Raw genomic sequence first — 26369 nt, 5'->3', positions numbered from 1 at the left:
CCGCTACAACGCTTCGAGCTCGGCCATCAGGTCACTGAGCCGGTCGACCTTGTCGTCGCTCAGTTCACTGGCCTTGAGGCCCTCCACATAGTTCGCCAGCGCCTCGACGGTGCTGCACTCGAACATGGCCCGCAACGGCACGTTCAGTTGCAGCGCCTTCTGCACCCGCGAGGCTATCTGGGTGGCCAGTAACGAGTGCCCGCCCAGCTCGAAGAAGTTGTCGCGCACCCCTACCTGCGTGACCTTGAGCACCTCGGCCCAGATGGCCGCCAGGGTCTGCTCCAGCTCGCTGCGTGGTGCCAGGTAGTCCTGGCGCTGCGCAGCGGCGAAGTCGATGCGTGGCAGGGCCTTGCGGTCGAGCTTGCCGTTGGCATTGCGTGGCAGTTGCTGGAGCCAGGCCCAGTGCAACGGCACCATGTACTCCGGTAACTGAGCACGCAGGCGTTGTTTGATCAGTTCAAGCAACTGCGCGGTGTCTGCCGCACTCTCACTGGCCACCAGGTAGCCCACCAGGTGCCTGCCATTGACGCCCGCCTGAACGCCGACGGCAGCGTCGCGCACCTCGGCCTGCTCATGCAGGCGCGACTCGACTTCACCCAGTTCGATGCGATAGCCGCGGATCTTCACCTGATGGTCGATACGCCCCACATACTCCAGCACACCATCGGCACGTCGCCGCGCAAGATCCCCGGTGCGGTACAGACGCTCGCCCGGCGCACCGTAAGGGTGAGCGATAAAAGCCTGGGCCGTGCGCAGCGGATCGCCGACATAGCCGCGCCCGACGCCTGTACCGGCCACATACAGCTCGCCAACGGCGCCAAGCGGTACCAGTTCAAGGTCGTCGCCCAGCAGGTACAAGCGGTTGTTGTCGGTCGGCGTACCGATCGGCAGGAAACTGCTGCGTGTCGAGGCAGCATCGACGCGGAAGAACGCCACGTCGTCGGAACACTCCGCCGGGCCATAGGCATTCACCAGGCCGATCTGTGGATAACGCTGCAACCATTGCGACGCCAGTTCAGGCGGCATCGCCTCACCGGTAGGCAGCATCCAGCGCAGACCATCCAGGTGCTGATGCTCGTTGACAAGCATGCCCTGAATCAGCGACGGCACGCTTTCCAGTACGGTAATACCGTACGCCTGGACGTGTTCCAGCAGACCCTGCGGGTCGTGGGCAATGGCGTTGGGCACGATGGCCACTTGCGCCCCGAACAGCGGTGCGGCAAGGAACTGCCACACCGAAATGTCGAAGCTTTGCGAAGCGGTCTGGGCAATTACGTCGTGCTCATCGAGCCGCAGGTACGGCACCTTGCTTAGCTGGTTGTTGAGCATGCCGCGCTGTTCGACCATCACGCCCTTGGGCAGGCCGGTGGAGCCTGAGGTGTAGATCACGTAGGCAAGGTTGTCGGGAGCGCTGTAGACCTCCGGATTGCAGGCTGGCCACTCGGCCTGCTGAACCTGCTCCCAGACCAGCAACTTCGGCCGGCCTGCACACGCCAGTTCATCGAGCAGTGCACGCGCCTGCTCGGCACATGCCTGGCTGCACACCAGCACCGGCGTGCGACTGAGTTCGACAATGCGCTGCAGGCGCGCGGTTGGCAGCCCTGGATCAAGCGGCAGGTAGCCCGCTCCGGCCTTGAAGCTGCCAACGATCATGCCGAGCAACGACAAGTCGCGTTCGGCCAGCAAGGCCACCGGCTGATCTACCGCCACACCCGCAGCGATCAACGCATGGCCCAGACGGTTGGCCTGTTGATTCAGTGCTTCGTAGCCGAGCGACTGTTCTAGACAGCGCGCGACAATGCGTTGAGGGTGGGCTGCAACGCGTGCTTCGAACAACTGCAGGTAACTCTGCTCCAACGGGTAATCCCGTTCGCTGCGGTTGCAGTCCTCGAGCAGGAAGCGGCGCTCCTGCTCACCCAGCAACGGCAACGTGCTCATGTCGCCCTGGAATCCCTCAACCAGCGCCAGCAACAGACGCTTGAACTCAGCCAGCAGACGCTCAACGGTAGCCGTGTCGAAATAGCGCTGGTCGAATGACAGGTGCAGGCCGAGGTCATCGCCCGGGTAGCAGACTGCAGTCAGCGGGAAGTTGGTGTGGGTACGCCCCGAGTCGGAGCTGGCGTTCAGGGTTTGCGCGCGGTCCAGCACCGACACGTCCACCGGGGCGTTTTCGAACACGAACAGGCTGTCGAACAGTGGCTGCCCCTTGGGCAGTTCGCTGCATTCCTGAATGCCCACCAATGGCAGGTACTCGTACTCGCGCAACTCCATGTTGCGTTCGAACAGGCCTTGGAGCCACTGGCGGACGCTGCAGCGCTCGCCGGCTGCCGGCAGTTTCACTCGCAAAGCGACGCTGTTGATGAACAGCCCGACCGTACGCTGCATCTGCGGCATGCTCACCGGACGGCCGGCCACGGTCACCCCGAACAGCACATCGCGCTCGCCGCTGTAGCGGCTCAACACCAGGGCCCAGGCCGCCTGGGCGAAGGTGTTGACGGTCAACTGGTGGGCCTGGGCCAGCTCACGCAGGCGGGCACCTTCGTTCACTGCAAGCCGGGTATAGCAGTCGCCGACGATCATCCCGGCGCTCTGGGCACCGTGGTCGCGCAACAACGGCCGGTCACTCGGCACCGCTGTGCTGCGCTCAAAGCCCTGCAGGTTGTCGCGCCACCACTGACGCGCGGCATCCAGGTCCTGGTGCTGCAGCCAACCAATGTAGTCGCGGTAGCGCGGCGGCACCGGCAACCGCGCCTCGCGGCCCTCGCCCAGGGCCATGTACAGCTCGAAGAAATCATTCATCAGCAACGACCGGCACCAGGCATCGATGAGGATGTGGTGGTTGCTCATCATGAACCAGTAGCGGTCCGCCCCTACCCGGATCAGGCGCAGGTGGAACGGCGCCTGCTGCAGCAGATCGAAACCGGCTTCGCGCTCCTGCTTGTGCAGGGCCTGCAATCGGGCTTCCTGTGCGCTCTCGGCGAGGTCGCTCCAGTCCTGGAAGTCGAGTGGCGTGCTGCCCGGCTTATGGATGATCTGCAACATGGCTTCGCCCGCGTTCCAGCTGAACGATGCGCGCAGCGCCTCGTGACGCGCGACGACCAGCTGCCAGGCCTGGGCAAAACGTTCGGGGTCCAGGGCACTGTTGATCCGGTAACGGTCCTGCATGTAGTAGATGCCGGTACCAGGCTCGAGCAAGGTATGCAGCAGCAGCCCTTCCTGCATCGGCGTCAGCGGGTAAACGTCTTCGATCTCGGCCGCCGGCACCGGCAAGGTGTCGATCTGTTCCTGGCTCAGTTGCGCCAGCGGGAAGTCCGACGGCGTGAAGCTGCCAGTGCCGGGGCGCAGGCAATGCTCGATCAGGCCCAACAGTTCCGCCCGGTATGCCTGGGCCAGTTGCTCGATGGTCTGCAGGTCAAAGCGTTCACGGCTGAAGGTCCAGCGCAGCTGCAGTTCACCGCCATACACCTGGCCATCGACACTCAGCCAGTTTGGTAGTGTCGCCTCCAGGTCGTGGGCCAGGCCAGCGGGCTCGTCCACTGGCTGGAACAGGGCATCGCCCTGGAACTGCTGGTCGAACTGGCCCAGGTAGTTGAAAGTGATCCGCGCCTGCGGCAACGCCGCCATGGCTTCACGCACCGGTGCCTCGGCGAGGTAGCGCAGCACGCCGTACCCCAGGCCTTTGTGCGGCACCTGACGCAACTGTTCCTTGATGGCCTTTATCGATGCCGCCTGCCCGGCCTCACCGAGGTCCGCAGAGGGGCGCAGGCACAACGGATAGGCACTGGTGAACCAGCCGACACTGCGGGTCAGGTCCATTTCGTCGAACAGGTTTTCACGACCGTGGCCTTCCAGTTGCACGAGTACTGCACTGTCGCCGCTCCAGCGACACAGCACCCGCGCCAAGGCGGTCAACAGCAGGTCGTTGACCTGCGTGTGGTAGGCCGCGGGCGCGTCCTTGAGCAATTGCCGGGTCTGTTGCGCATCGAGGCGTACGCTCAGGGTGTGCGCCTGTTTGTGCAGGTTTGCACCCTGCGGGTGATCACACGGCAGTTCGCGGTGGGCCTCAGCCAGCTGGCGCTGCCACCAGTGTTGTTCATCACGCAACGAGTCACTGCTGGCATAGGCCTGCAGGCGACCGGCCCAATCGCTTGCGGCGCGGGTTTTGGCGCCCAGCGCCTGCCCCCGATACAGCGCCTGCAGGTCTTCAAGCAGCACCCGCCAGGAGACGCCGTCGACCACCAGGTGATGGATCGCCAGCAGCAAGCGCTGCTGCCCCTCGCTATCGTCAACCAGTAACGCCCGCAACAGCGGGCCGTTGTGCAGATCGAGGCTGCGCTGCACATCGCTGTACAGCGGCTCGCAGTCGGCAAAGCGGGTCACTGATGCCTGCCAGAGCAGTTCGCGTTCGTCTCCGTGCACATACTCGCCCTGCCATTGGCCCGCCTGGGGACTGAAGCGCAAACGCAAGGCATCGTGGTGCACCACCAGTTGTTGCAAGGCCTGCTCCAGGGTGGCGGCATCGAGACGCTGAGCAGGCGCCAGCAACACTGCCTGGTTCCAGTGTTGCGGCTGCGGCACCTCACGGTCGAAGAACCAGTGCTGGATCGGGGTCAGCGCAGCAGCACCGCGCAACGGGCCTTGATCAACCTGGCTGTCGTCGCTGCGTCGAACCACGCTGGCCAGGGTCTGGATGGTCTGGTGCTGGAACAGGTCACGCGGGGTGAAATGCAGCCCGGCCTGACGGGCACGGCTGACCAGCTGGATCGACAGGATCGAGTCGCCGCCCAGTTCAAAGAAGTTGTCCTGCAGGCCGACCCGCGACACATTCAGCACATCCCGCCACAGCTCAGCCAACTGCTGCTCCAGTGCGGAGCGCGGTACCTCGTACTGCTCGCGTCCCTGCACCGGATCGGGTGCCGGCAAGGCATGACGGTCAAGCTTGCCGTTGCCGGTCAGCGGCATCTGCTCAAGCAGCACCAGATGCGTCGGCACCATGTAGTCCGGCAGGTGCAGGCGCAAGTGCGTTTTCAGCGCATCGCGCAACGCGGCTTGCTCGGCTGCACTGGCCTGAGCCGGCGCGCACACCAGGTAAGCCGCCAGTTGCTTGCCCCCGGGCATGTCCAGCGCCAGCACCACCACCTCACGCACCGCCGGGTGGTCCAGCAGGCGTGTTTCGATCTCGCCAAGCTCGATACGGAAACCGCGAATCTTCACCTGATGGTCGATACGGCCAACGTATTCGACCAACCCGTCGGCACGCTGACGCACCAGGTCACCGGTACGGTACAGGCGCCCGCCTTGAGCGCTGAACGGGTCGGCGACAAAGCGCTCGGCGCTCAGCCCCGGACGCTCGTGGTATCCCTGGGCCAGCCCTGCTCCACCCACATACAGCTCTCCAACGCCGCCGCGCGGCAACAGCGCCAGATCGGCATCGAGGATATACGCCACCCGCGCACCGACCACACTGCCAATCGGCACACTGCCAGCGCCAGCATCCCAGTGCTCGGGCACCAGGCACGCCAGCGGCATGACCACGGTTTCGGTCGGCCCGTAGGCATTGAAAAACTGCCGGGGCAAAAACGCCTGGCGAATGCGCTGCAGGTGCTCGCCGGTCAGTGCTTCACCGCCGGTAATGCACAGGCGCACCGGCAAGCTCTCGTTGCGGCTTGCCAGCCATTGGGCCAACTGGCTGCCATAGCTTGGGGTAAAGCCAAGGATCGACACGCTCTGTTCGCGGATCAGCGTGCAGATCGCCTCGGCATCCCACTGCCCCTGGGCCCGCAACACCACCCGCGCACCGCACAACAGCGGTGTCAGCAGGCGCTCGGTCGCGGCGTCGAAATTGATCGAATAGAAGTGCAGCTCGCAGTCATCGCTGCGCATGCCGAACCGTTCGATAACGGCCTGGCAGTGCATGGCGATTTCACCGCGGCTGACTACCACGCCCTTGGGCTTTCCGGTGGAGCCCGAGGTGTAGATCACATAGGCCTGATGGCCTGCCACGCTCAACGCTGGCAGTGCCTCGCGGCTGACGTCGGCCAGGGCCGGGCCATCGCTTTCCAGGTACCAGCGGGCAACGCGGGCTGGCAGTTCGCCGAGCGCCTCGAACAGGCTGTGTTGAGCAAGCATCAGGCTGATGCCGCTGTCTTCGATCATGTAGTGCAGGCGTTCCAGCGGGTACTCCGGGTCCAGTGGCACGTAAGCACCACCCGCCTTGAGAATCGCCAACAGGGCGACCACCATATCCAGCGAGCGCTGCAGCGCCAGGCCCACGCGCACCTGCGGGCCGACGCCACGCTGGCGTAGCACCCGCGCCAACTGATTGGCACGGGCCTCAAGTTCGGCATAGCTCAGGTGCTCACCCTCAAAGGTCAGGGCCAGCGCCTGTGGCTGGCGCGCCACCTGGGCGCTGAACAACCCTTCGATGGTCTGACTCAGGTCCGCCTGGTCATCACCTTCCAGGCTATTGCGCAACTGCTGCAGTTCGTCGCCGGTCAGCATCGGTAGCTCACACAGCCGCTGCCCGGGGTTGTCGAGCATGGCTGCCAGCAGGTTCTGCCAGTGCGCGGCCATTTGCGCAATGCGCGGCTCGTCGAACAGGTCGCAGCTGTAGGTCAGGCAGCAACCCAGGCGCCGGTCCAGGTCGGTGACTTCCAGGTTGAGGTCGAACTTGGTCGCCCGGGCATCGTTGACCAGGTAGTCCACCTGCATGCCGGCCAGTTGCCGACGCTGCTGAAACTCCCAGCGCTGTACGTTGCACATCACCTGGAACAGCGGGTTGTAGGCCGTGCTGCGCGGCGGCTGCAGGGCTTCGACCAGTTGATCGAACGGCAGGTCCTGGTGGGACTGGCCTTCGATCACGGTCTGACGCACCTGGTCGATCAGTTCGCCGACGCGCATCTGCCCATCGAGCTGACAAGGCAGCACCTGGGTGTTGAGGAAGGCGCCGATCAGCCCTTCGCTCTCTGGGCGGATGCGGTTGGCTACCGGGGCACCGATGCGCAGGTCGTGCTGGCCGCTGTAGCGGTAAAGCAGCACGGCCAGGGTCGCGGTCATGGTCATGAACAGGGTCAGGCCGTGCCGGGCATTGAAGGCGCGCACCTGCGCAGCCAGCGCCGGGCTGAGGTCGAACCGGTAGAGTTCGCCACGGTGGCTTTGCAGCGCTGGTCGAGGGCGATCGGTGGGCAGCTCGAGCACCGGGTGCTCGTCGCCCAGCCGGGCTTTCCAGTAGTCCAGTTGACGCTGGCCTTCGCCGCCTTCCAGCCACTGGCGCTGCCACACGCTGTAGTCGAGGTATTGCACCGGCAGTGCCGGCAGCGGCGATTCGCGCTCATCGATGAAGGCTTCATACAGCTCGCCCAGCTCACGGGCGAAGATGTCCATGGCCCAGCCCTCGGTGACGATATGGTGCAGGGTCAGGACAAAGTAGTGCTCCTGCTCGCCTGCTTTGACCAGGCACGCGCGCAGCAACGGGCCGCGCTCCAGGTCGAACGGCTGGTGCGCCTGCTCATCGGCCAGCGCTTGCAGACGCTGCTCACGCCCACCGTCATCGTCGGTAGAAAAATCCAGCCAGCGCATGTGCAGCGTGCTGTCACTGTGCACGCACTGGTACGGCACGCCGTCGATGCTGGGGAAGGTGGTGCGCAAGGTTTCATGGCGCACGATCAGCGCCTGCAGGGCCTGCTCGAAGCGGCTGATATCCAGCACACCACTCAAGCGCGCCATACCGCCGACGTTATAGGCCGGGCTGTCGGGTTCCATGTGCCAGAGGAACCACATGCGCTGCTGCGAATAGGACAACGGCACGGCCTGGCGCCGGTCAACGCGGGCAATCGCGCCCTGCAGGTTTTGCGCGCCGCTGCGCTGGATGCGCTCGATTTCGGCTGCAAAGCTGCCCAAGTCACTGGCATCGAATATCACCCGCAGCGCCAGCTCGACGTTGCAGGCCTGGCGCGTGCGGGCAATGATCTGGGTGGCCAGCAATGAGTGCCCGCCCAGCGCGAAAAAGTCGTCCTGCAAACCTACCCGTTGCACCCCGAGGACTTCACGCCAGATCGCCGCAATCTGCCGCTGCAGAGCCGTGTGCGGTTCGACATGTTCGCCGCTGGTCCACGCCGGCTCAGGCAGCGCCTTGCGGTCGATCTTGCCGCTCGGGCCCAGGGGCATCTGCGCTACGTGCATCAACAGGGCCGGCACCATGTAGGGTGGGAGCTTGCCGGTCAGTGCAGCCAGCACGCTGGCGTTGTTTTCAACGCCACTGTAATACCCCACCAACTGCGCCCCGGCAGGCGTTTGACGAATCAGCACCACCGCCTGCTGCACACCCGCCTGGGCCAACAGGCAAGCCTCGACTTCTTCAGGCTCGACACGAAAACCGCGTACTTTCACTTGCTGGTCGACACGTCCGAGAAACTCCAGCGCCTCAATCGAAGCGGCCCACCGCGCGCGGTCGCCACTGCGATAAAGGCGCTGGCCAGCCCCTTGCGGATGTGGCACGAAGCGCTCGGCAGTCAGCCCCGGGCGCCCTAAATAACCCCTTGCCAGCCCTGCCCCGCCCAGATACAGCTCACCGGGAACCCCCGGTGCACAGAGATTCAACTCGTCATCCAGCACCTGGCACACGACGTTGGCCAGCGGCCGACCGATCGGCGAGCGCGAGCCGTCCGCCTCGCTGCACTGCCAATGGGTGACGTTGATCGCCGTTTCAGTCGGGCCATACCGGTTGTGCAGCGCCACCTGCGGCAACACCTGAAGTACACGGTCACGCAGCGCCGAAGACAGTGCTTCGCCTCCGGAGAACAACCGCCGCAGGCTGCTGCAGCGTGCCGCCAGCGGCTCCTGAATGAACACCTGCAACAACGCCGGGACAAAGTGCAAGGTGGTCACCCTGTGCTCACGGACCAGGGCGGCGATACGTTGCGGGTCACGGTGCTCACCCGGGCCGGCAAGCACCAGGCGACAACCCGTGACCAGCGGCCAGAAGCACTCCCACACCGACACGTCAAAACTGATCGGCGCCTTCTGCATCAGCACATCGTGTTCATCCAGGGCGTAACGCACCTGCATCCACTGCAGCCGCTCGGCCAGTGCAGCATGGGTGTTGCCCACACCTTTGGGTTGCCCGGTAGAGCCGGAGGTATAAATCACGTAGGCCAGGTTGTCGCAGTGCAGGTGCAGGCCCGGCGGCTGGCACGGCCAGCGCTCGAGCTTGAGCCGGTCGATGGCGATAACGCTGACACCGTCCACCTGTGGCAGGCGCTCCACGACATCGCTGTGACTGAGCAGCAGGCTCGCACCACAGTCCGACAGCATGTAGGCCAGGCGCTCGGCCGGGTAATCGACATCCAGCGGCACATAGGCCCCCCCGGCCTTGAGAATCGCCAGCACACCGATCAACAGCTGCGGTGAACGCTCGGCAGCAATCGCCACACAGACATCCGGCCCCACCCCTTTGTCGCGCAGGTAATGGGCCAGGCGGTTGGCGTGTTGGTGCAGGGTGGCATAGTCGAGGTTGCCGCCTTCCCATACCAATGCGGTGCGTTGCGGCGTTGCCCGCGCCTGTTCGTTGAGCTGCTCGACCACCCAGCGTTGCGCCTCGGCTGCCGGCGCCTGCCCCCACTGCAACAGTTGCTCGTGGCTCTGGGCGTCCAGCAACTGCATGTCACCCAGGGTCAGTGCCGGTGTGGCACAGACCTGCCCCAGCACACTGAGCAGCTGGGCCGCCATGCGCTCGATACTGCTGGCGTCGAACAGCTCGCTGGCATAGTCGAACGACAGGCTCAGGCGCCCTTGCTGATCCTCTTCACTGTGCAGTTGCAGGTCGAACTTGGCTTCGCGGCTGTGCCACGGCAATTCTTCGGCAAGCAGCCCGGGCAGGCGGCGCAAGGCTCTCAGATCGCGTTGCTGGTGGTTGAACATGACCTGAAACAGGCCGTGCTCACGTGCCTGCGGGAACGCGGCCAGCAACTGCTCGAACGGCAGGTCCTGATGCGCCTGAGCCTCCAGAGTGGCCTGCCGCACCTGTGCCAGCAAATCGGCAAACGGCAGGCGTGGATGCAACTGGCCACGCAGCACCTGGGTGTTGACGAAAAAGCCCACCACACCCTGCGCTTCGAGGCGCGGGCGGTTGGCAGCGGGCACGCCGACACGGATATCGCTTTGCCCGGTGTAACGGTGCAACAGACTCTGGAAACCGGCCAGCAACAGCATGAACAGCGTGCTGTCGTGCTGGTGGGCTGTGCGGCGCAGGGCATCGCCCAATGCTGTCGGTACGCGCAGGCTCAAGCGCGCGGCCGACTTGTGGTGCAGGCTGGAGCGCGGATGATCGGTGGCCAGGTCGAGGACCGGCTGCTCATCCTCCAGACAGGCTTTCCAGTAAGCCAGTTGTCGCGCCGCTTCGCCCTCGCCCAGCCACTGCCGTTGCCAATGGCCGTAATCGCAGTAGTCCAGCGCCAGGGCCGGCAGATCGACCTGCTGCCCTTGGCAATGGCCGGCATACAAGCGTGAAAACTCATCGATCAGAATGTTCATCGACCAGCCATCGGCGATGATGTGATGCACCGTCACCCAGAGCTGGTGCTCTTCATCGGCAAGCCGTACCAACGTCGCCCGCAGCAATGGACCGCTGCGCAAATCGAAGGGTTGCAGGGCTTCGGCTTCACGCTGCGCCTGCACCTGATCAGCGCTGACACCGTGCAGATCGAGGTGCTGCACCTCAAGCAACTGCGATGGCAAAACCCGTTGCAGCGCCTGACCTTCAAGCTCGGTAAACACTGTGCGCAGTGATTCATGGCGCTCGACCAGAGCCTGGAAACTTGATTGCAGGGCGTCCTTGTCCAGTTCACCGCGCAGGCGCAGCGCGCCCGGAATGTTGTAGGCGGCGCTATGCGGATCCAGTTGCCAGAGCAGCCACAAACGGTGCTGCGCCAGCGACTGCGGCATGGCCTGGGTACGGCTGAGGCGCTCGATGGCACTGTGGCGGGCACCGCCCTGTTGCTGCAGTGCGGCCACGGCAGCACAGAAGTCAGCCAGCAGGGGCGCCTCGAACAGCACCTGTACACTCACGTGCAGGTTCAGCGCTTCGCTCAGGCGCGCGGCGAGCTGGGTGGCGGCAATAGAGTTGCCCCCCAGCAGGAAAAAATGATCGTCGTCAGCAACCTGCTCAAGTTCCAATTGCTCACACCACAGACGCGTAATCTGGTGGTGCACTGCATCGTCTTGCAGCGCAGGCGCCACACCGTGGGTAACCTGCTCATCCGGGAAGCGCGCGTAACAATCCAGCGTGCCGTCACGCATGCGCGAGCGACAGGTGGAGCGCTGCAGTTTGCCACTGGACGTCTTCGGCAACCCGCCGGGATTGAGCAACAGCACGACCGCAGGCGCTTGCTGGCAGGCATCGGCGATCACCTGGCGCACGGTCTTGATCAGCTGTGGCGCCGGGATGTTCTTCTGCACTGCGCGGCTGACTTCCACGGCGACGCCAATGCCTTCTTCGCCATGATCGTCAACGGCAAAGACCGCCACCCGGCCCTTGCGCAAGGCATCGACTTCACGCTCCAGGGTCTTTTCCAGATCCTGCGGGTACAGGTTGTGGCCACGCACAATCAGCAGGTCCTTGAGGCGGCCAGTGACGAACAACTCTCCGTCACGCAGAAAACCCAGGTCACCGGTGCGCAGCCAGGTCTGCCCACCCAGCTCGACGAAGGTCTGCGCACTGGCTTGAGGATTGCGCCAGTAGCCCTTGGCAATGCTCGGGCCACAGGCCCAGATTTCACCCACCTGGTTGTCGGCCAGCACCGTCAGTTGCTGTGGCTCGACGATCTGCACGGCGTGCCCGGGCTGGCTGTGGCCACAACTCATTTGCACCGAATCCTGACCGCGCTCGGCGCTATTGCGCGCCAACGCAGCAGCATCCAGGGTCAGGGTGCCAATGCCCTGGCCACGCCGGCTGCCGCTGACAAACAGGGTCGCTTCGGCCAGACCGTAACTGGCGAAAAAACTCTCGGCACTGAATCCGCAGCCGGAAAATTTTTCAGCAAAGGCGTGCAGGCTGTCCTCGCGGATGGGCTCGGAGCCCGAATAGGCCACGCGCCAGCGGCTCAGGTCGAGGGTGGCCAGCGCCGCACTGCTGACCCGCTCGCTGCACAGGCGGTAGGCAAAGTCCGGGCCGCCACTGATGGTCCCGCCGTGGTCGCTGATCGCCTGCAGCCAGCGCTGTGGACGGGCGAGGAAATAGGCCGGCGCCATCAACACGCACGGTACGCCGCTGAAGATCGGTTGCAGCAAGCCGCCGATCAGGCCCATGTCGTGGTACAGCGGCAACCAGCTGACAATCACATCGTCCGGGTTCAGGTCGATACCAAAGCCATGGCGGATCAACACCTCGTTGGCCACCAGGTTGCCGTGACTGACCTGAACGCCTTTGGGCAAGGCCGTGGAGCCTGAGGTGTACTGCAGGAACGCGATGTCGTCTGCCTGTAAAGCCGGCATCCGCCAGGCTGCGGCCAATGATGCCTCCAGCTCATCGACCGCCAGCAACGCTGGCGCCCCGTCCTCAGCCAGCACCTCCAGCGCCTGCAAGCTGGCGCGCAGGGCACCGGTGGTCAGCAACAACCGGGGCTCGGCATCATCGATGATCGACAGCAGGCGCTCCTGATGGTGACGACGCGACGACTCCGGTGGATAGGCCGGCACGGCAATGACGCCGGCGTACAAACAGGCAAAAAACGCCGCCACATAATCCGGGCCGCTCTGGAACAGCAGGATGGCGCGGTCACCGACCTGCGTGCGCGCCTGCAACGCCGCAGCGATGGCGCGGGCACGGGTATCCAGGTCCTGGTAGGTCAGCACGGCCTCGTCAAGCGGATCATCGGCCAGAAAGCGCAAGGCAACCCGATCCGGGGAATGCGCAGCGCGTTGCACCAGTGCCTGGACCAGCGTAACCGGGAGTTCGAAGGCGTCCGTCATGGGAGGGTTCCTGCCAGAGTCTGTACGTGAAGTCAGGGCTCGACAGCGGTGCAGGCCGGGGCGCGGCTGCACGTTGCGCCTGTCGAGCGCCCGAAGATGTACACAGAGGAACGGATGGCCCTGGCAAATAATTAAGCGCTGCCCTGCGCCTGGGCAGAGGTCCTGTCAGCGGTTATTTGAATCCGGTCACAGAGCCGGGGCTTATAACGCAAATACGCAGTAACGTATTAACTTTCTCATTTGACAATAATTATCATTACGAATAGCTTGTCGCACGTCGCAGGCAGCCTCCTTCCCCGGAGCGCTCCCCTTCCCTCTTAGAGATAAGGTGATTTCCATGGCGGAACAAACATCCACAAGTAAGTGCGATTCACCGTTGCTCCAGGCGTTCGTCGACAACCGCAGTATTCTCGTCAAGATCGCTGCACGCATTACCGGCTGCCGCTCCCGCGCCGAAGACGTGGTGCAGGACGCCTTCTTCCGGCTCAATTCCGCACCGCACATCACCTCCTCGTTCAAAGCCCAGCTCAGCTACCTGTTTCAGATCGTGCGTAACCTGGCCATCGACCACTATCGCAAGCAGTCCATGGAGCTCAAGTACTCCGGCAGCGAAGAAGAAGGCCTGAATGTGGTCATCCAGGGCGCCTCGCCCGAAGCCACGCACATCAACTTCGCCACCCTGGAACACATTGCCGACGCCTTGAACGAACTGCCCCAGCGCACACGTTATGCGTTCGAGATGTACCGCCTGCACGGGGTCCCGCAAAAAGACATCGCCAAGGAACTGGGCGTCTCACCGACCCTGGTCAACTTCATGATTCGCGATGCCCTGGTGCATTGCCGCAAAGTCTCGAGCCAGAGAACGTGAATGCAGCACGCCTCAAGCTGCAAGTCGTGTGTTGTCCACGTGCAGCGTGAGGCTTGCAACTGGCCGCTTGAGCGTTAGGCGAGCCGGCACCGTTCGAAGAAGCGCTCCCGCCCCAGAATCATCAAGGCCGCCCGCTTGTGCGGGAAGTCGAACTCCTTCTCGCAATGAAAGCACTGATCGTGCATGTAGCCGATCATCTTGCTGTTGTCCGCCCGTGGCTCGGCCACCACCCGCTGGGTTCGCGGGTCATCGAGAAACAGGTAGTGCACCAGCGCCGAAAGCCAGCTGGCAACCTTGTGCGGCCCGCGATGCTGCTCTTCGCCGACCAGCATGTGGATGCCACGATCATAGTCATCGGCCGGGTAGAACGGCGCAATGCGGTCTTCCTTGGCCCAGTAGGCCTCGAAATAGGCAAAGGGCTGATCATCAAAACTGCCGATCAAGGTCAGGCTGTGCGGGTCGGCCTGCAGTTTGCCCAGGTACTCCCGGTGCTGTTCGAGGCTGCCGCCTTCCTGCCAGAAATTCAGTACCCGCGGGTTGTTCTGCCAACGGTTGAAACGCTCGAGGTCGCTGTCGATATCCAGGGTACGCAGCGACACCCAGGCCCCCAGGCGCACATCGAAGCGCCGGTACACCTCACCGCGGGGTTTCGGCGCGCGGCGCGGGTGACGCTTGCCGTCGGTAATGTGCATCTGTTGCGGGTACACGCCGTCCAATGCCTGCCCCAGCCAGGGTTGTGGCAGTTGCCAGAACTGGGTTCGTTCACAGCGGTACACACCCGCCTGTGTGTGGGCGAGCAGCAGACCACTGCGCAAGGCTTCGACAGGCAAAGAATCGAGGTGCCAGGTCAGCTGCTGACACGCCGGGTCGCGGGCAAACAGCCAATAACAGGCGGCCCATAACGCCTCATGCGGCCGGTCGCGGGCGAGGTCCTCAAGGTGAACTTCAAGCGCCACCCCTTGTACCAGGCGCACCCGGATCAGCGGCCTGCCTTCCAGTACAAGGCTCAGGTGGCAGCCGTTCTCCACAGCGTCAAGACTGCGCCAGCGAGGTAAGGACAGCGTTTGCGAAGCAGGGTCGAAGGGCATGGTATCGGCTCACGAAGGAAAGGTACTCACCTGGGTGAACGTGAACGATCTGGCGAAATTTAGTCTTCCTGGGGCGTGCTGACACTGATGCGATACGGCTGGAAAATCCGCAGCAACTCACCCGATTCACGCAGCTGCTGCATCAGCCTGGCAAACGCCGGGCCAGTGATCGGCGCGCCGGGGCGCAGCAAGGCGTAATGGTGATAGATCTGGTCGACCCGTTCGGAAGTCAGCAACTGGCCATTGCTCTTCGGGTTGCGCACGAGAAAGTCGCTGAGGTAGGAACGGGTCACCAGCGCGATATCGGCACGACCCCGCTGAACCATCAGCAGGTTACTGTCGTGCGAGTAGGTCAGGGTCGCGTTGTAGCGCTCGGCGAGGTATTTGGGATCCGGGTTGAAACCGGCAAACGCATAGTGATAGCCACTGTACAACGCCAATCGTTTGCTGCTGAGGTCGGCAAAGTAGCCTTCGTCCCGGTCGGGCTGCAGGTGGGTAACGAAAATTTCGGCATCTTCCAGGCCCATGTCGACGGCGACGTGTTCGATGTCCTGCCACCCCCACTGCGGGTTCTCGAAGATCGCGATGTCGGTGCGGCCTTGCCTGAAGTCGCCGAAGCGGCGTGGTATCGAGGTCGGCACCAGCACAAAGCGGTAGTGCGCCTGGGCATTGTTCAGCGCCTCGACCAACTGCGGGAGCAGCCCGGTGTCGGCCCCGCGCTCGGGTCGCACTATATAAGGAGGGAAATGCGTAGCACCGACTTTAACCTCGATTTCCTCGAGCGCCTGGGCGGACGAAGCAACCCCCAGGCTTGCGAGCATGAACAGGAACGACATGACCTGCGACATGGACGTAGGAATCAAAGCAACACACTCTTTACGGGCTTTAACCGGAATTTGCTTAAACTAGGCGTTTTCCTGGCGCCGCACAACTGGCGATTGTGCAAAATGCCAGCTGAAGGCAAAAAGCCATAGGGATACCCCAAGCGTCCAAGTTTGGCTACGCTCTAGCCAGTCTTGCAAGGGAGCCTATTATGGGGCATTGGCTGGTGATCGACCTGGAAGCAACCACCGATGACGGGGGTTGGCCGGTGACAGAAATGGAAGTCATCGAAATTGGTGCAACGCTGGTCAACCGTCAAGGCCGGGAAGTCGACCACTTCCAGCGCTTCGTCAAACCGCGGCGCCGCCCGCAACTGACGACTTTCTGCCGTGAACTGACGCATATCAGCCAGGCCAGCGTCGACACCGCCGCGCCGTTCAGCGAGGTCTGGGGCCAGTTCGAGCGCTGGCTCGGGCATCATCAAGCGCACCTTATCGCCTGGGTCAGCTGGGGCGACTATGACCGCCAGCAACTGCTGCAGGAGTGGCAGCAGCATCAGTTGCAGAGCCTGCTGGCCGACCTGCCGCACATCAACCTCAAACAGCGCTTCGCCAAAGCCCGCCACTTGCAGCGCCCACTGGGCCTGAACGGTGCGTTGCAGCTGGCCGGCCTGCAGTTCAACGGCATGCAGCACCGGGCCCTTGAAGACGCGCGCAATACCGCGCGGCTACTGCCCTTGTCGCTCCCGGCCAACGGCACCTGAAAGCGGATGACGGCGCCAGATGCCTTGGGCATACTGGCCAGCCTTTTAAGCCCCTTTTCAGGAGTCGCCCATGTTTAAAGTCAACGAGTACTTTGATGGCACGGTCAAGTCGATTGCGTTCGGCACTGCCGAAGGCCCGGCCACTGTCGGCGTTATGGCCCCCGGTGAGTACGAGTTCGGCACCGCTCAACGTGAAATCATGCACGTGGTATCGGGCGCCCTGACCGTCAAACTGCCTGACAGCGACAACTGGGAAACCTTCAGCGCCGGCAGCCAGTTCAACGTACCGGCCAACAGCAAGTTCCAGTTGAAAGTCGCCGTCGACACTGCCTACCTGTGCGAGTACCGCGGCTAAGTCCGGACGCTCTGCGACAACTGTGGGAGCTGGCGCAGCCGGCGATCGAGCGCGCAGCGCTCGCACATACTGGCAGCCGATTCGGGCCTCGGGGCTGCCGCGCAGCCCATCGCCGGCTGCGCCAGCTCCCACAGTTAACCAAGAGGCAGACAGTTCACCTCATCGCAAAAACGCCACAATGCGTTGCGCCGCCGTCGCCAGATGATCGGCATGCGTGAACCCTGACGCCTTCAGCGGCTTCAGGTCATGATCCCCCGCCTGCAACCAGCACAGTTCAATCGCCGGCGACAATGAATAGCCCTCTACCGTCTGCCGATCGCCCAACGCATCGCGCTCGCCCTGAATGATCAAGGTGGGTGTCTTCAACTCGGCCAGATGCTCCACCCGCGGTTTCTCCGGCTTGCCGGCGGCGTAAAACGGGTACCCCAGGCACACCAGCGCATCGGCACCCAACTCGTCGGCCAACAGACTGGCCATGCGCCCGCCCATGGATTTGCCGCCAATGGCCAGTGTCCCAGTGACCAATGGTCGCACCTGCCGGTACACCTCGCGCCAGCATTCCAGAAGCTTCGCTTGAGGATTTGGCGGCCTTTTGCCACCGTCGATGCGCCGCTGCGCCATGTACGCAAACTCGAAACGCAACACGCCCAGCCCTTGTGCGGCAAGCCTTTGCGCCATGTCCTCCATGAACGGACTGTCCATGGGAGCACCGGCACCATGGGCCAAGATCAAACATCCAGAAGGTGCGCCATCCCCCTGATTTTGCGGAGCATTCCACAGCCAGCCGTGGCTTTCGACCAGCTGCGCCCATTGATCCCCGTCAATACCGGTCGTCTGCCCATTACTCATGCTTGCCTCGCTAATTAGTCTGCCTATAACCGTGGATGGGAACCCATACATGAACACAACCAGCAGTACCGCCTACAACTACAAGGTGGTCCGCCAATTCGCCATTATGACGGTGGTGTGGGGAATCGTCGGGATGGGGCTCGGCGTTTTTCTCGCCGCGCAACTTGTCTGGCCCTCGCTCAACTTTGATCTCCCCTGGACCAGCTTCGGACGCCTGCGTCCGCTGCACACCAACGCGGTGATCTTCGCCTTCGGCGGTTGCGCGCTGTTCGCCTCCTCCTACTATTCGGTCCAGCGAACCTGCCAGACCACCCTGTTCTCACCACGCCTTGCCGCCTTTACCTTCTGGGCCTGGCAACTGGTGATCGTGCTGGCCGCCATCACCTTGCCGCTGGGTTATACCAGTTCCAAGGAGTACGCCGAACTGGAATGGCCGATCGACATCCTGATCACCATTGTCTGGGTCGCCTATGCCGTGGTGTTCTTTGGCACACTGCTCAAGCGCACCACCAAGCACATCTACGTGGGCAACTGGTTTTTTGGTGCGTTCATTATCACCGTGGCGATCCTGCATATCGTCAACAACCTGGAAGTTCCGGTCAGCCTGACCAAGTCCTACTCGCTGTACAGCGGCGCCACCGACGCCATGGTGCAGTGGTGGTACGGCCACAACGCCGTAGGCTTTTTCCTGACCGCAGGCTTCCTCGGCATGATGTACTACTTCGTGCCCAAGCAGGCTGAGCGTCCGGTGTATTCCTATCGCCTGTCGATCGTGCACTTCTGGGCGCTGATCACCCTGTACATCTGGGCAGGTCCGCACCACCTGCACTACACCGCCCTGCCCGACTGGGCGCAGTCGCTGGGCATGATCATGTCGCTGATCCTCCTGGCACCAAGCTGGGGCGGCATGATCAACGGCATGATGACCCTCTCGGGCGCCTGGCATAAGTTGCGCAGCGACCCGATCCTGCGCTTCCTCGTGGTGTCCCTGGCGTTCTACGGCATGTCGACCTTCGAAGGGCCGATGATGGCGATCAAGACGGTCAACGCCCTGTCGCACTACACCGACTGGACCATCGGCCACGTACACGCCGGTGCCCTGGGCTGGGTAGCGATGATCTCGATCGGTGCCCTGTACCACATGATCCCGAAAGTCTTCGGTCGCGAGCAGATGCACAGCATCGGCCTGATCAACGCGCACTTCTGGCTGGCCACCATCGGCACCGTGCTCTACATCGCTTCGATGTGGGTCAACGGCATTGCCCAGGGCCTGATGTGGCGTGCAGTCAACACCGACGGCACCCTGACCTACTCCTTCGTCGAAACCCTGGTGGCCAGCCACCCTGGCTTCATCGTGCGCTTCGTCGGCGGGGCGATTTTCCTCACCGGCATGCTGCTGATGGCATGGAACACCTGGCGCACCGTGCGCGGCCCGGTGGTCGCGACTGCCCCTGCCACTGCGCAGCTGGCTTGAGGAGATCGAGATGAAACATGAAGTGATCGAGAAGAACGTCTTTCTGCTGGTGTTGTTGATGGTGTTTGCCGTCAGCATCGGCGGCCTGACCCAGATCGTCCCGCTGTTCTTCCAGGACGTAACCAACAAGCCGGTGGAAGGCATGAAGCCCTACACCGCGCTGCAACTTGAAGGCCGCGACATCTACATCCGCGAAGGCTGCGTGCAGTGCCACTCGCAAATGATCCGTCCGTTCCGTGCCGAAACCGAGCGTTACGGCCACTACTCGGTTGCCGGTGAGAGTGTCTGGGATCACCCGTTCCTGTGGGGTTCCAAGCGTACCGGTCCGGACCTGGCCCGTGTCGGCGGCCGCTACTCCGATGACTGGCACCGCGCCCACCTGTACAACCCGCGCAACGTCGTGCCCGAGTCGAAAATGCCCGCCTACCCCTGGCTGGTCGCAAGCCCGGTAGACAGCAGCCACACCGAGACCAAGCTGCGCACGATGCGCACCCTCGGCGTGCCCTACACCGACGAGGACATCAGCGGTGCAGTGGCCTCGATCAAGGGCAAGACCGAAATGGACGCACTGGTCGCCTACCTGCAGGTGCTGGGCACCGCCATCAAGAACAAGAGGTAAGGGCCATGGATTTCACACTGGATATCGGTCAACTGCGCGGCCTCGGCACCTTGCTGGTGGCCATCGCGTTCATCGGCCTCTCCCTGTGGGTGTTCAACGGTCGGCGTGACCGCGAGTTTGCCGAGGCAAGCCTGCTGCCGTTCGCCGATGACCGCCTGGCACCCGCCGCCAAAGAACCCGAATCGAGGAGTAACGGGCAATGACCACCTTCTGGAGTACGTACATCAGCGTACTGACCATCGGCAGCCTGATCGGCCTGACCTGGCTGCTGCTGGCCACGCGCAAGGGCGAAAAGCCGGGGACCAGCGACCAGACCATGGGCCACAGCTTCGACGGCATCGAGGAGTATGACAACCCGCTGCCCAAGTGGTGGTTCTGGCTGTTCGTCGGCACCTTGGCGTTCGGCGTCGGCTACCTGATCCTCTACCCGGGCCTGGGCAACTGGAAAGGCATCCTGCCGGGGTATCAGGACGGCTGGACCCAGGTCAACGAGTGGCAGAAAGAGATGGACAAGGCAGACGCCAAGTTCGGTCCGATCTTTGCCAAGTTCGCTGCCATGCCGGTTGAAGAAGTCGCCAAGGATCCGCAGGCGCTGAAAATGGGGGGGCGCCTGTTCGCTTCCAACTGCGCGGTGTGCCACGGCTCCGACGCCAAAGGGGCCTACGGCTTCCCTAACCTCACCGACAAGGACTGGCGCTGGGGTGGCGAGCCCGACACCATCAAGCAGTCGATCATGAACGGCCGTCACGGCGTCATGCCGGCCTGGGCTGAAGTCATTGGCGAGCAAGGGGTCGCCGATGTAGCCGGGTTTGTCCTGACAAACCTCGATGGCCGCAAGCTGCCGGAAGGCACCAAGGCCGATGTCGCCAACGGCGAGAAGCTCTTTGCAACCAACTGCGTGGCCTGCCACGGCCCACAAGGCAAAGGCACGCCGGCGATGGGCGCACCGGACCTGACGCACCCGCAGGCGTTCATCTACGGTTCAAGCTTTGCCCAGTTGCAACAGACCATTCGCTATGGTCGCCAGGGCCAGATGCCAGCGCAGGATGCGATTCAGGGTAACGACAAAGTTCACCTGCTGGCCGCTTATGTGTACAGCCTGTCACAGGCGGAACCGGCACAAGGCGAAACCCTTTCTGCCCAGTAAACGTTTCGCGTAACTGAGTCTTGACCGCTGACGCCGCATCCCTCCGGATGCGGCGTCTTCGTTTCCCCTTGCGACCAAACGTCGCACCTCCCCCGCCGCCGCGCCTTGCGCACGCCTTGATCGGAACTAAGCTTGTTGCCACAGCGACCGCAAACAAGGGGTTGATAAAACCCTTGGGCGGTTGTGGCCGTTGAAGAATGCGTGCAAAGGCAGACGGGATCGGCTCGACCTCAGCAGTACCGGTTTCTGGACAACAGAAAATGGTCACAGCAAGCCTGACCAATTGGACAAGAAAATATGAATAACAGTACACATATCAATCAGATAATTGTGTACACTTCGTCCGCCAAGAGCGCTCGAAACAGCGGTATATCGGGCTTTGGCAAGGGTCGGCGCGGGAGCCATCGCGTTGCAATAACCACACGGTTTATACATACTTGCGCCGATTTTTTAACCTATAAAAACACCCAAACCGTGGAACCTTAGAATGAGCACAGCAATCAGTCCGACTGCTTATAACTATAAGGTCGTCCGCCAGTTCGCCATCATGACGGTGGTCTGGGGGATCCTTGGCATGGGGCTTGGAGTCTTCATCGCCTCGCAACTGGTATGGCCCCAACTGAACCTGGACCTGCCATGGACGAGTTTTGGACGTCTTCGCCCGCTGCACACCAACCTGGTGATTTTCGCCTTCGGTGGCTGTGCGCTGTTTGCCACTTCCTACTATGTCGTGCAGCGAACCTGCCAGACGCGACTGATTTCCGACAGCCTCGCCGCCTTCACCTTCTGGGGTTGGCAAGCAGTGATCGTCGGTGCGCTCATCACCCTGCCACTGGGTTACACCACGACCAAGGAATACGCTGAGCTGGAATGGCCGATCGCCATTTTGCTGGCGATTGTCTGGGTTACCTACGGTGTGGTGTTCTTCGGTACCATCGTCAAACGCAAAACCAAGCACATCTATGTGGGCAACTGGTTCTACGGTGCGTTCATCGTGGTGACCGCCATGCTGCACATCGTCAACCACATGTCGCTGCCGGTCAGCCTGTTCAAGTCGTACTCGGCCTACTCGGGTGCGACCGACGCGATGATCCAGTGGTGGTACGGCCACAACGCGGTGGGCTTCTTCCTGACCACCGGCTTCCTCGGCATGATGTACTACTTCGTGCCCAAGCAGGCCGAGCGTCCGATCTACTCCTATCGTCTGTCGATCGTGCACTTCTGGGCACTGATCACCCTGTACATCTGGGCAGGCCCGCACCACCTGCACTACACCGCCCTGCCTGACTGGGCGCAATCGCTGGGCATGGCCATGTCGATCATCCTCCTGGCGCCAAGCTGGGGCGGCATGATCAACGGCATGATGACCCTCTCGGGCGCCTGGCATAAGCTGCGCACCGACCCGATCCTGCGCTTCCTCGTGGTCTCCCTGGCGTTCTACGGCATGTCGACCTTCGAAGGGCCGATGATGGCGATCAAGACGGTCAACTCGTTGTCGCACTACACCGACTGGACCGTGGGCCACGTACACGCCGGCGCCCTCGGCTGGGTAGCGATGATCTCGATCGGCGCCCTGTACCACATGATTCCGAAGGTCTACGGCCGCGAGCAGATGCACAGCACCGGCCTGATCAACGCGCACTTCTGGCTGGCGACCATCGGCACCGTGCTGTACATCGCCTCGATGTGGGTCAACGGCATCACCCAGGGCCTGATGTGGCGTGCAATCAACGATGACGGCACCCTCACCTACTCCTTCGTCGAAGCCCTGCAAGCCAGCCACCCGGGCTACATCGTCCGTGCACTGGGCGGTGCATTCTTCGCCTCGGGCATGCTGCTGATGGCCTACAACGTGTTCCGTACCGTTCGCGCCTCGAAGCCGGCTGAAGCTGAAGCCGCCGCCCAGATCGCTGTAGTTGGAGCTCACTGATGAAGCATGAAGTACTCGAGAAGAACATTGGCCTGCTGGCCTTCTTCATGGTCATCGCCGTGAGCGTTGGCGGTCTGACCCAAATCGTCCCGCTGTTTTTCCAGGACGTCACCAACAAACCGGTCGAAGGCATGAAGCCACGTACCGCGCTGGAACTCGAAGGCCGCGACATCTACATCCGCGAAGGCTGCGTACAGTGCCACTCGCAGATGATCCGTCCGTTCCGTGCCGAAACCGAGCGTTACGGCCACTACTCGGTTGCCGGTGAGAGCGTCTGGGACCACCCGTTCCTGTGGGGTTCCAAGCGTACCGGTCCGGACCTGGCCCGTGTCGGCGGCCGCTACTCCGATGACTGGCACCGCGCCCACCTGTACAACCCGCGCAACGTCGTGCCCGAGTCGAAGATGCCGGCCTACCCGTGGCTGGTCGAGAACAAGCTCGACGGCAAGGACACGGTCAAGAAGATGGAAGTCTTGCGCACCCTCGGCACCCCGTACACCGACGCCGACATTGCCGGCGCCCGCGACGCGGTCAAGGGCAAGACTGAAATGGACGCCCTGGTTGCCTACCTGCAAGGCCTGGGCACCATCATCAAAAGCAAACGGTGACATTGATGGATATCGGGATGATTCGTGGCCTGGGCACCGTCGTAGTGATGGTGGCCTTTGTCGGCCTGGCGTTGTGGGTGTTCAGTTCTCGGCGCAAGTCCGAGTTCGACGAAGCGACCATGCTGCCCTTCGCGGATGATCCCGAAGCCAGCAAGCACGTCGAGCAAGCGCAAGCGAAAGCGAAAGCGTCTAGGAGTAACAACGAATGACTACCTTCTGGAGTCTGTACGTCACCGTTTTGAGTCTGGGCACCATCTTCGCCCTGACCTGGCTGTTGCTGTCCACCCGTAGGGGCCAGCGCAGCGAACCCACCGATGAAATCGTCGGCCACTCGTTCGACGGCATCGAGGAGTATGACAACCCGCTGCCAAAATGGTGGTTCTGGCTGTTCGTCGGCACCATCATCTTCGCCCTGGGCTACCTGGTGCTGTACCCGGGCCTGGGTAACTGGAAGGGTGTTCTGCCCGGCTACCAGTACCTGGACAACGAGAAAAAGACCGACTTCGCCAACGGTCAGGCCGGCTGGACCGGCGTGCACGAGTGGGAAAAGGAAATGGTACGTGCTGATGCCAAATTTGGGCCAATCTTCGCCAAATTTGCAGCCATGCCTATTGAAGAGGTGGCCAAAGACCCACAAGCCCTGAAAATGGGCGGCCGCCTGTTCGCCTCCAACTGCGCGGTGTGCCACGGCTCCGACGCCAAGGGTTCCTACGGCTTCCCCAACCTCACCGACAACGACTGGCGCTGGGGCGGCGAACCGCAAACCATCAAGACCACCATCATGGGCGGTCGCCATGGCGTGATGCCGGCCTGGTCGGAAGTCATCGGCGAACAGGGTGTCGCCGACGTCGCCGCGTTTGTGCTGACCAACCTGGATGGCCGCAAGCTGCCGGAAGGCGCCAAAGCCGACGCAGCCAATGGCCAGAAGATCTTCGCCGCCAACTGCGTGGCCTGCCACGGCCCTGAAGGCAAGGGCACCCCGGCCATGGGCGCGCCAAACCTGACGCACCCGCAAGCGTTCATCTACGGTTCGAGCTTTGCCCAACTGCAGCAGACCATCCGTTACGGCCGTCAGGGCCAGATGCCTGCACAGGAAGCGATCCAGGGCAACGACAAAGTCCACCTGCTGGCGGCTTATGTCTACAGCTTGTCGCATCAAGGTGAAAAGGCGGCCGACGCGAAGTAATTCGCCCGGTCAGCCAACGGCCCCGTCAGTGAAGACTGGCGGGGCTTTTTTACGCGTGCGCAAGGCCTGCATTACCGCTGCGCATGACCCAGATCAATTGACACGCCCACTACACTAATCACCAGACAAACCCAACGCGACTAAACGTCGCAGCCATGCCCCGTAGTGCCACTACAGGCGTATTATCCGACCTAGAGCAGCATAAACTTCTGACTGCGGTCGGCACGTACTGATCGCGGCATTATTCCACTGCCGTGGGACTCAATGATGAGCAAGCAGATTCCAGTACATGATGTCACCCCGCCTGCCAATAAAGACAAGGACAGCATCGACCTCTACGCCTCCCGGGAAAAGATCTACACCCGCGCCTTCACCGGGGTGTTTCGCAATTTGCGCATGGTCGGCGGCGCCGTCCTGTTCCTGCTGTACTTCGGCACGGTGTGGCTGAACTGGGGTAACCACCAGGCTGTCTGGTGGAACCTGCCGGAGCGCAAGTTCTACATTTTTGGCGCCACCATCTGGCCCCAAGACTTCATCCTGCTGTCCGGCCTGTTGATCGTTGCCGCGTTCGGCCTGTTCTTCATCACCGTATTCGCAGGGCGGGTGTGGTGCGGCTACACCTGTCCGCAAAGCGTCTGGACGTGGATTTTCATGTGGTGCGAAAAGGTCACCGAAGGCGACCGCAACCAGCGCATGAAGCTCGACAAAGCGCCCATGAGCGGCAACAAGTTCCTGCGCAAACTGGCCAAGCACAGCCTGTGGCTGCTGATCGGCTTTGTTACCGGCATGACCTTCGTCGGCTACTTCTCCCCCATCCGCGAACTGGTGCTGGAGTTCTTTACCGGCGAGGCCGACGGCTGGGCGTATTTCTGGGTCGGCTTCTTCACCCTGGCCACCTACGGCAACGCCGGCTGGCTGCGTGAACAAGTCTGTGTATACATGTGCCCGTACGCCCGCTTCCAGAGTGTGATGTTCGACAAAGACACGCTGATCGTGTCCTACGACCCGCGCCGCGGCGAAACCCGCGGCCCACGCAAGAAAGACCTCGACTACAAAGCCAAGGGCCTGGGCGACTGCATCGATTGCACCATGTGCGTGCAAGTGTGCCCGACCGGCATCGACATCCGTGACGGCCTGCAGATCGAATGCATCGGCTGCGCCGCCTGCATCGACGCCTGCGACACCATCATGGAGAAAATGAACTACCCCAAAGGCCTGATCAGCTATACCACCGAGCACAACCTCTCGGGCCAGAAAACCCATATGCTGCGCCCGCGACTCATCGGCTATGCGGTGGTGCTGCTGGCCATGATCGCCCTGCTCGCCAGCGCCTTCGTCATGCGTCCGCTAGTAGGCTTTGATGTCAGCAAAGACCGCGTGCTGTACCGCGAGAATGCCCAGGGCCGGATCGAGAACGTGTACAGCCTGAAAGTGATGAACAAAGACCAGCGCGACCACGTCTACGTGCTGGAAGCCGGCGGTTTGCCGGACCTCAAGCTTGAAGGCGCACGCGAAATCCGCGTGGCTGCCGGCGACATTGTCAGCCTGCCGGTACAACTGTCGATGGCCCCGGAACAACTGCCGTCGAGCACCAACGAAGTGATCTTCACCCTCAAGGATGCCGACGACAGCACCAGCCAGGTTGAAGCAAAAAGCCGCTTCATCGGCCCACAAATTCGATAAGAGACTGAGTC

16 protein-coding genes are annotated in these 26369 nt (G+C 62.5%); 12 read left to right on the top strand and 4 right to left on the bottom strand.

The window, feature by feature from the left end; translation table 11 throughout:
• Positions 1-3: 3 nt before the first annotated feature.
• Positions 4-12966 carry a non-ribosomal peptide synthetase gene (locus tag I5S59_RS12815; RefSeq protein ID WP_197876949.1) on the bottom strand — a complete coding sequence of 4321 codons (12963 nt, stop codon included), beginning with the start codon at positions 12964-12966 and terminating at the stop codon, positions 4-6.
• A 337-nt stretch (positions 12967-13303) separates the two neighbouring features.
• Between I5S59_RS12815 and I5S59_RS12810 the strand changes: the two genes are divergently transcribed.
• On the top strand, positions 13304-13834 hold the full coding sequence (locus I5S59_RS12810; protein ID WP_197876948.1) for an RNA polymerase factor sigma-70: 531 nt from the start codon (positions 13304-13306) through the stop codon (positions 13832-13834).
• Positions 13835-13908: 74 nt separating this feature from the next.
• Here I5S59_RS12810 and I5S59_RS12805 read toward each other — a convergent pair whose 3' ends face one another.
• Positions 13909-14922: a GNAT family N-acetyltransferase gene (locus I5S59_RS12805; RefSeq protein WP_197876947.1), complete on the bottom strand. Its 1014-nt coding sequence runs from the start codon at positions 14920-14922 to the stop codon at positions 13909-13911.
• A 59-nt stretch (positions 14923-14981) separates the two neighbouring features.
• Positions 14982-15743 carry a substrate-binding periplasmic protein gene (locus I5S59_RS12800; RefSeq protein ID WP_197877014.1) on the bottom strand — a complete coding sequence of 254 codons (762 nt, stop codon included), beginning with the start codon at positions 15741-15743 and terminating at the stop codon, positions 14982-14984.
• A gap of 212 nt (positions 15744-15955) precedes the next feature.
• On the opposite strand from I5S59_RS12800, the gene I5S59_RS12795 reads away from it, so the two are divergent.
• The gene (locus I5S59_RS12795) at positions 15956-16507 is read left to right on the top strand and encodes an exonuclease domain-containing protein (protein WP_197876946.1); all 552 of its coding nucleotides are present in this window, start codon (positions 15956-15958) and stop codon (positions 16505-16507) included.
• A 70-nt stretch (positions 16508-16577) separates the two neighbouring features.
• The gene (locus I5S59_RS12790) at positions 16578-16862 is read left to right on the top strand and encodes a pyrimidine/purine nucleoside phosphorylase (protein WP_010225980.1); all 285 of its coding nucleotides are present in this window, start codon (positions 16578-16580) and stop codon (positions 16860-16862) included.
• Positions 16863-17021: 159 nt separating this feature from the next.
• Here I5S59_RS12790 and I5S59_RS12785 read toward each other — a convergent pair whose 3' ends face one another.
• Positions 17022-17711 carry an alpha/beta family hydrolase gene (locus I5S59_RS12785; RefSeq protein WP_197876945.1) on the bottom strand — a complete coding sequence of 230 codons (690 nt, stop codon included), beginning with the start codon at positions 17709-17711 and terminating at the stop codon, positions 17022-17024.
• Positions 17712-17760: 49 nt separating this feature from the next.
• Between I5S59_RS12785 and ccoN (I5S59_RS12780) the strand changes: the two genes are divergently transcribed.
• From ccoN (I5S59_RS12780) to ccoG, 9 genes are all read left to right on the top strand, one after another.
• Positions 17761-19185: a cytochrome-c oxidase, cbb3-type subunit I gene (ccoN, locus tag I5S59_RS12780; RefSeq protein ID WP_197876944.1), complete on the top strand. Its 1425-nt coding sequence runs from the start codon at positions 17761-17763 to the stop codon at positions 19183-19185.
• A gap of 10 nt (positions 19186-19195) precedes the next feature.
• Complete coding sequence (gene ccoO, locus I5S59_RS12775) at positions 19196-19804, top strand: cytochrome-c oxidase, cbb3-type subunit II (protein ID WP_197876943.1); 609 nt, start codon at positions 19196-19198, stop codon at positions 19802-19804.
• 5 nt (positions 19805-19809) lie between these two features.
• Positions 19810-20007, top strand: coding sequence for a cbb3-type cytochrome oxidase subunit 3 (locus I5S59_RS12770; RefSeq protein ID WP_128324446.1), 198 nt, complete (start codon positions 19810-19812; stop codon positions 20005-20007).
• Positions 20004-20951 (top strand): cytochrome-c oxidase, cbb3-type subunit III, encoded by a 948-nt coding sequence (ccoP, locus tag I5S59_RS12765; RefSeq protein ID WP_197876942.1) that lies wholly within the window; start codon positions 20004-20006, stop codon positions 20949-20951. The genes I5S59_RS12770 and ccoP (I5S59_RS12765) overlap by 4 nt, the downstream gene beginning before the upstream one ends.
• 487 nt (positions 20952-21438) lie before the next feature.
• The gene (gene ccoN / locus I5S59_RS12760) at positions 21439-22881 is read left to right on the top strand and encodes a cytochrome-c oxidase, cbb3-type subunit I (protein ID WP_128324444.1); all 1443 of its coding nucleotides are present in this window, start codon (positions 21439-21441) and stop codon (positions 22879-22881) included.
• The gene (ccoO, locus tag I5S59_RS12755) at positions 22881-23489 is read left to right on the top strand and encodes a cytochrome-c oxidase, cbb3-type subunit II (RefSeq protein WP_128324443.1); all 609 of its coding nucleotides are present in this window, start codon (positions 22881-22883) and stop codon (positions 23487-23489) included. Before ccoN (I5S59_RS12760) ends, ccoO (I5S59_RS12755) begins: the two co-directional genes overlap by 1 nt.
• Positions 23490-23494: 5 nt before the next feature.
• Entirely contained in the window at positions 23495-23698 is a 204-nt protein-coding gene (locus I5S59_RS12750; protein ID WP_128324442.1) for a cbb3-type cytochrome oxidase subunit 3, read from the top strand.
• Entirely contained in the window at positions 23695-24675 is a 981-nt protein-coding gene (gene ccoP / locus I5S59_RS12745) for a cytochrome-c oxidase, cbb3-type subunit III (protein WP_197876941.1), read from the top strand. Before I5S59_RS12750 ends, ccoP (I5S59_RS12745) begins: the two co-directional genes overlap by 4 nt.
• Positions 24676-24942: 267 nt before the next feature.
• Positions 24943-26358: a cytochrome c oxidase accessory protein CcoG gene (ccoG, locus tag I5S59_RS12740; protein WP_197876940.1), complete on the top strand. Its 1416-nt coding sequence runs from the start codon at positions 24943-24945 to the stop codon at positions 26356-26358.
• Positions 26359-26369 lie beyond the last annotated feature (11 nt).

It is taken from the genome of Pseudomonas alkylphenolica, assembly GCF_016009175.1.
In the GTDB taxonomy this organism is placed as follows: Bacteria; Pseudomonadota; Gammaproteobacteria; order Pseudomonadales; family Pseudomonadaceae; genus Aquipseudomonas; species Aquipseudomonas alkylphenolica_B.
The sequence above is the reverse complement of the archived record's forward strand: the minus strand, read 5'-3'. Positions and strand labels throughout refer to the sequence as shown.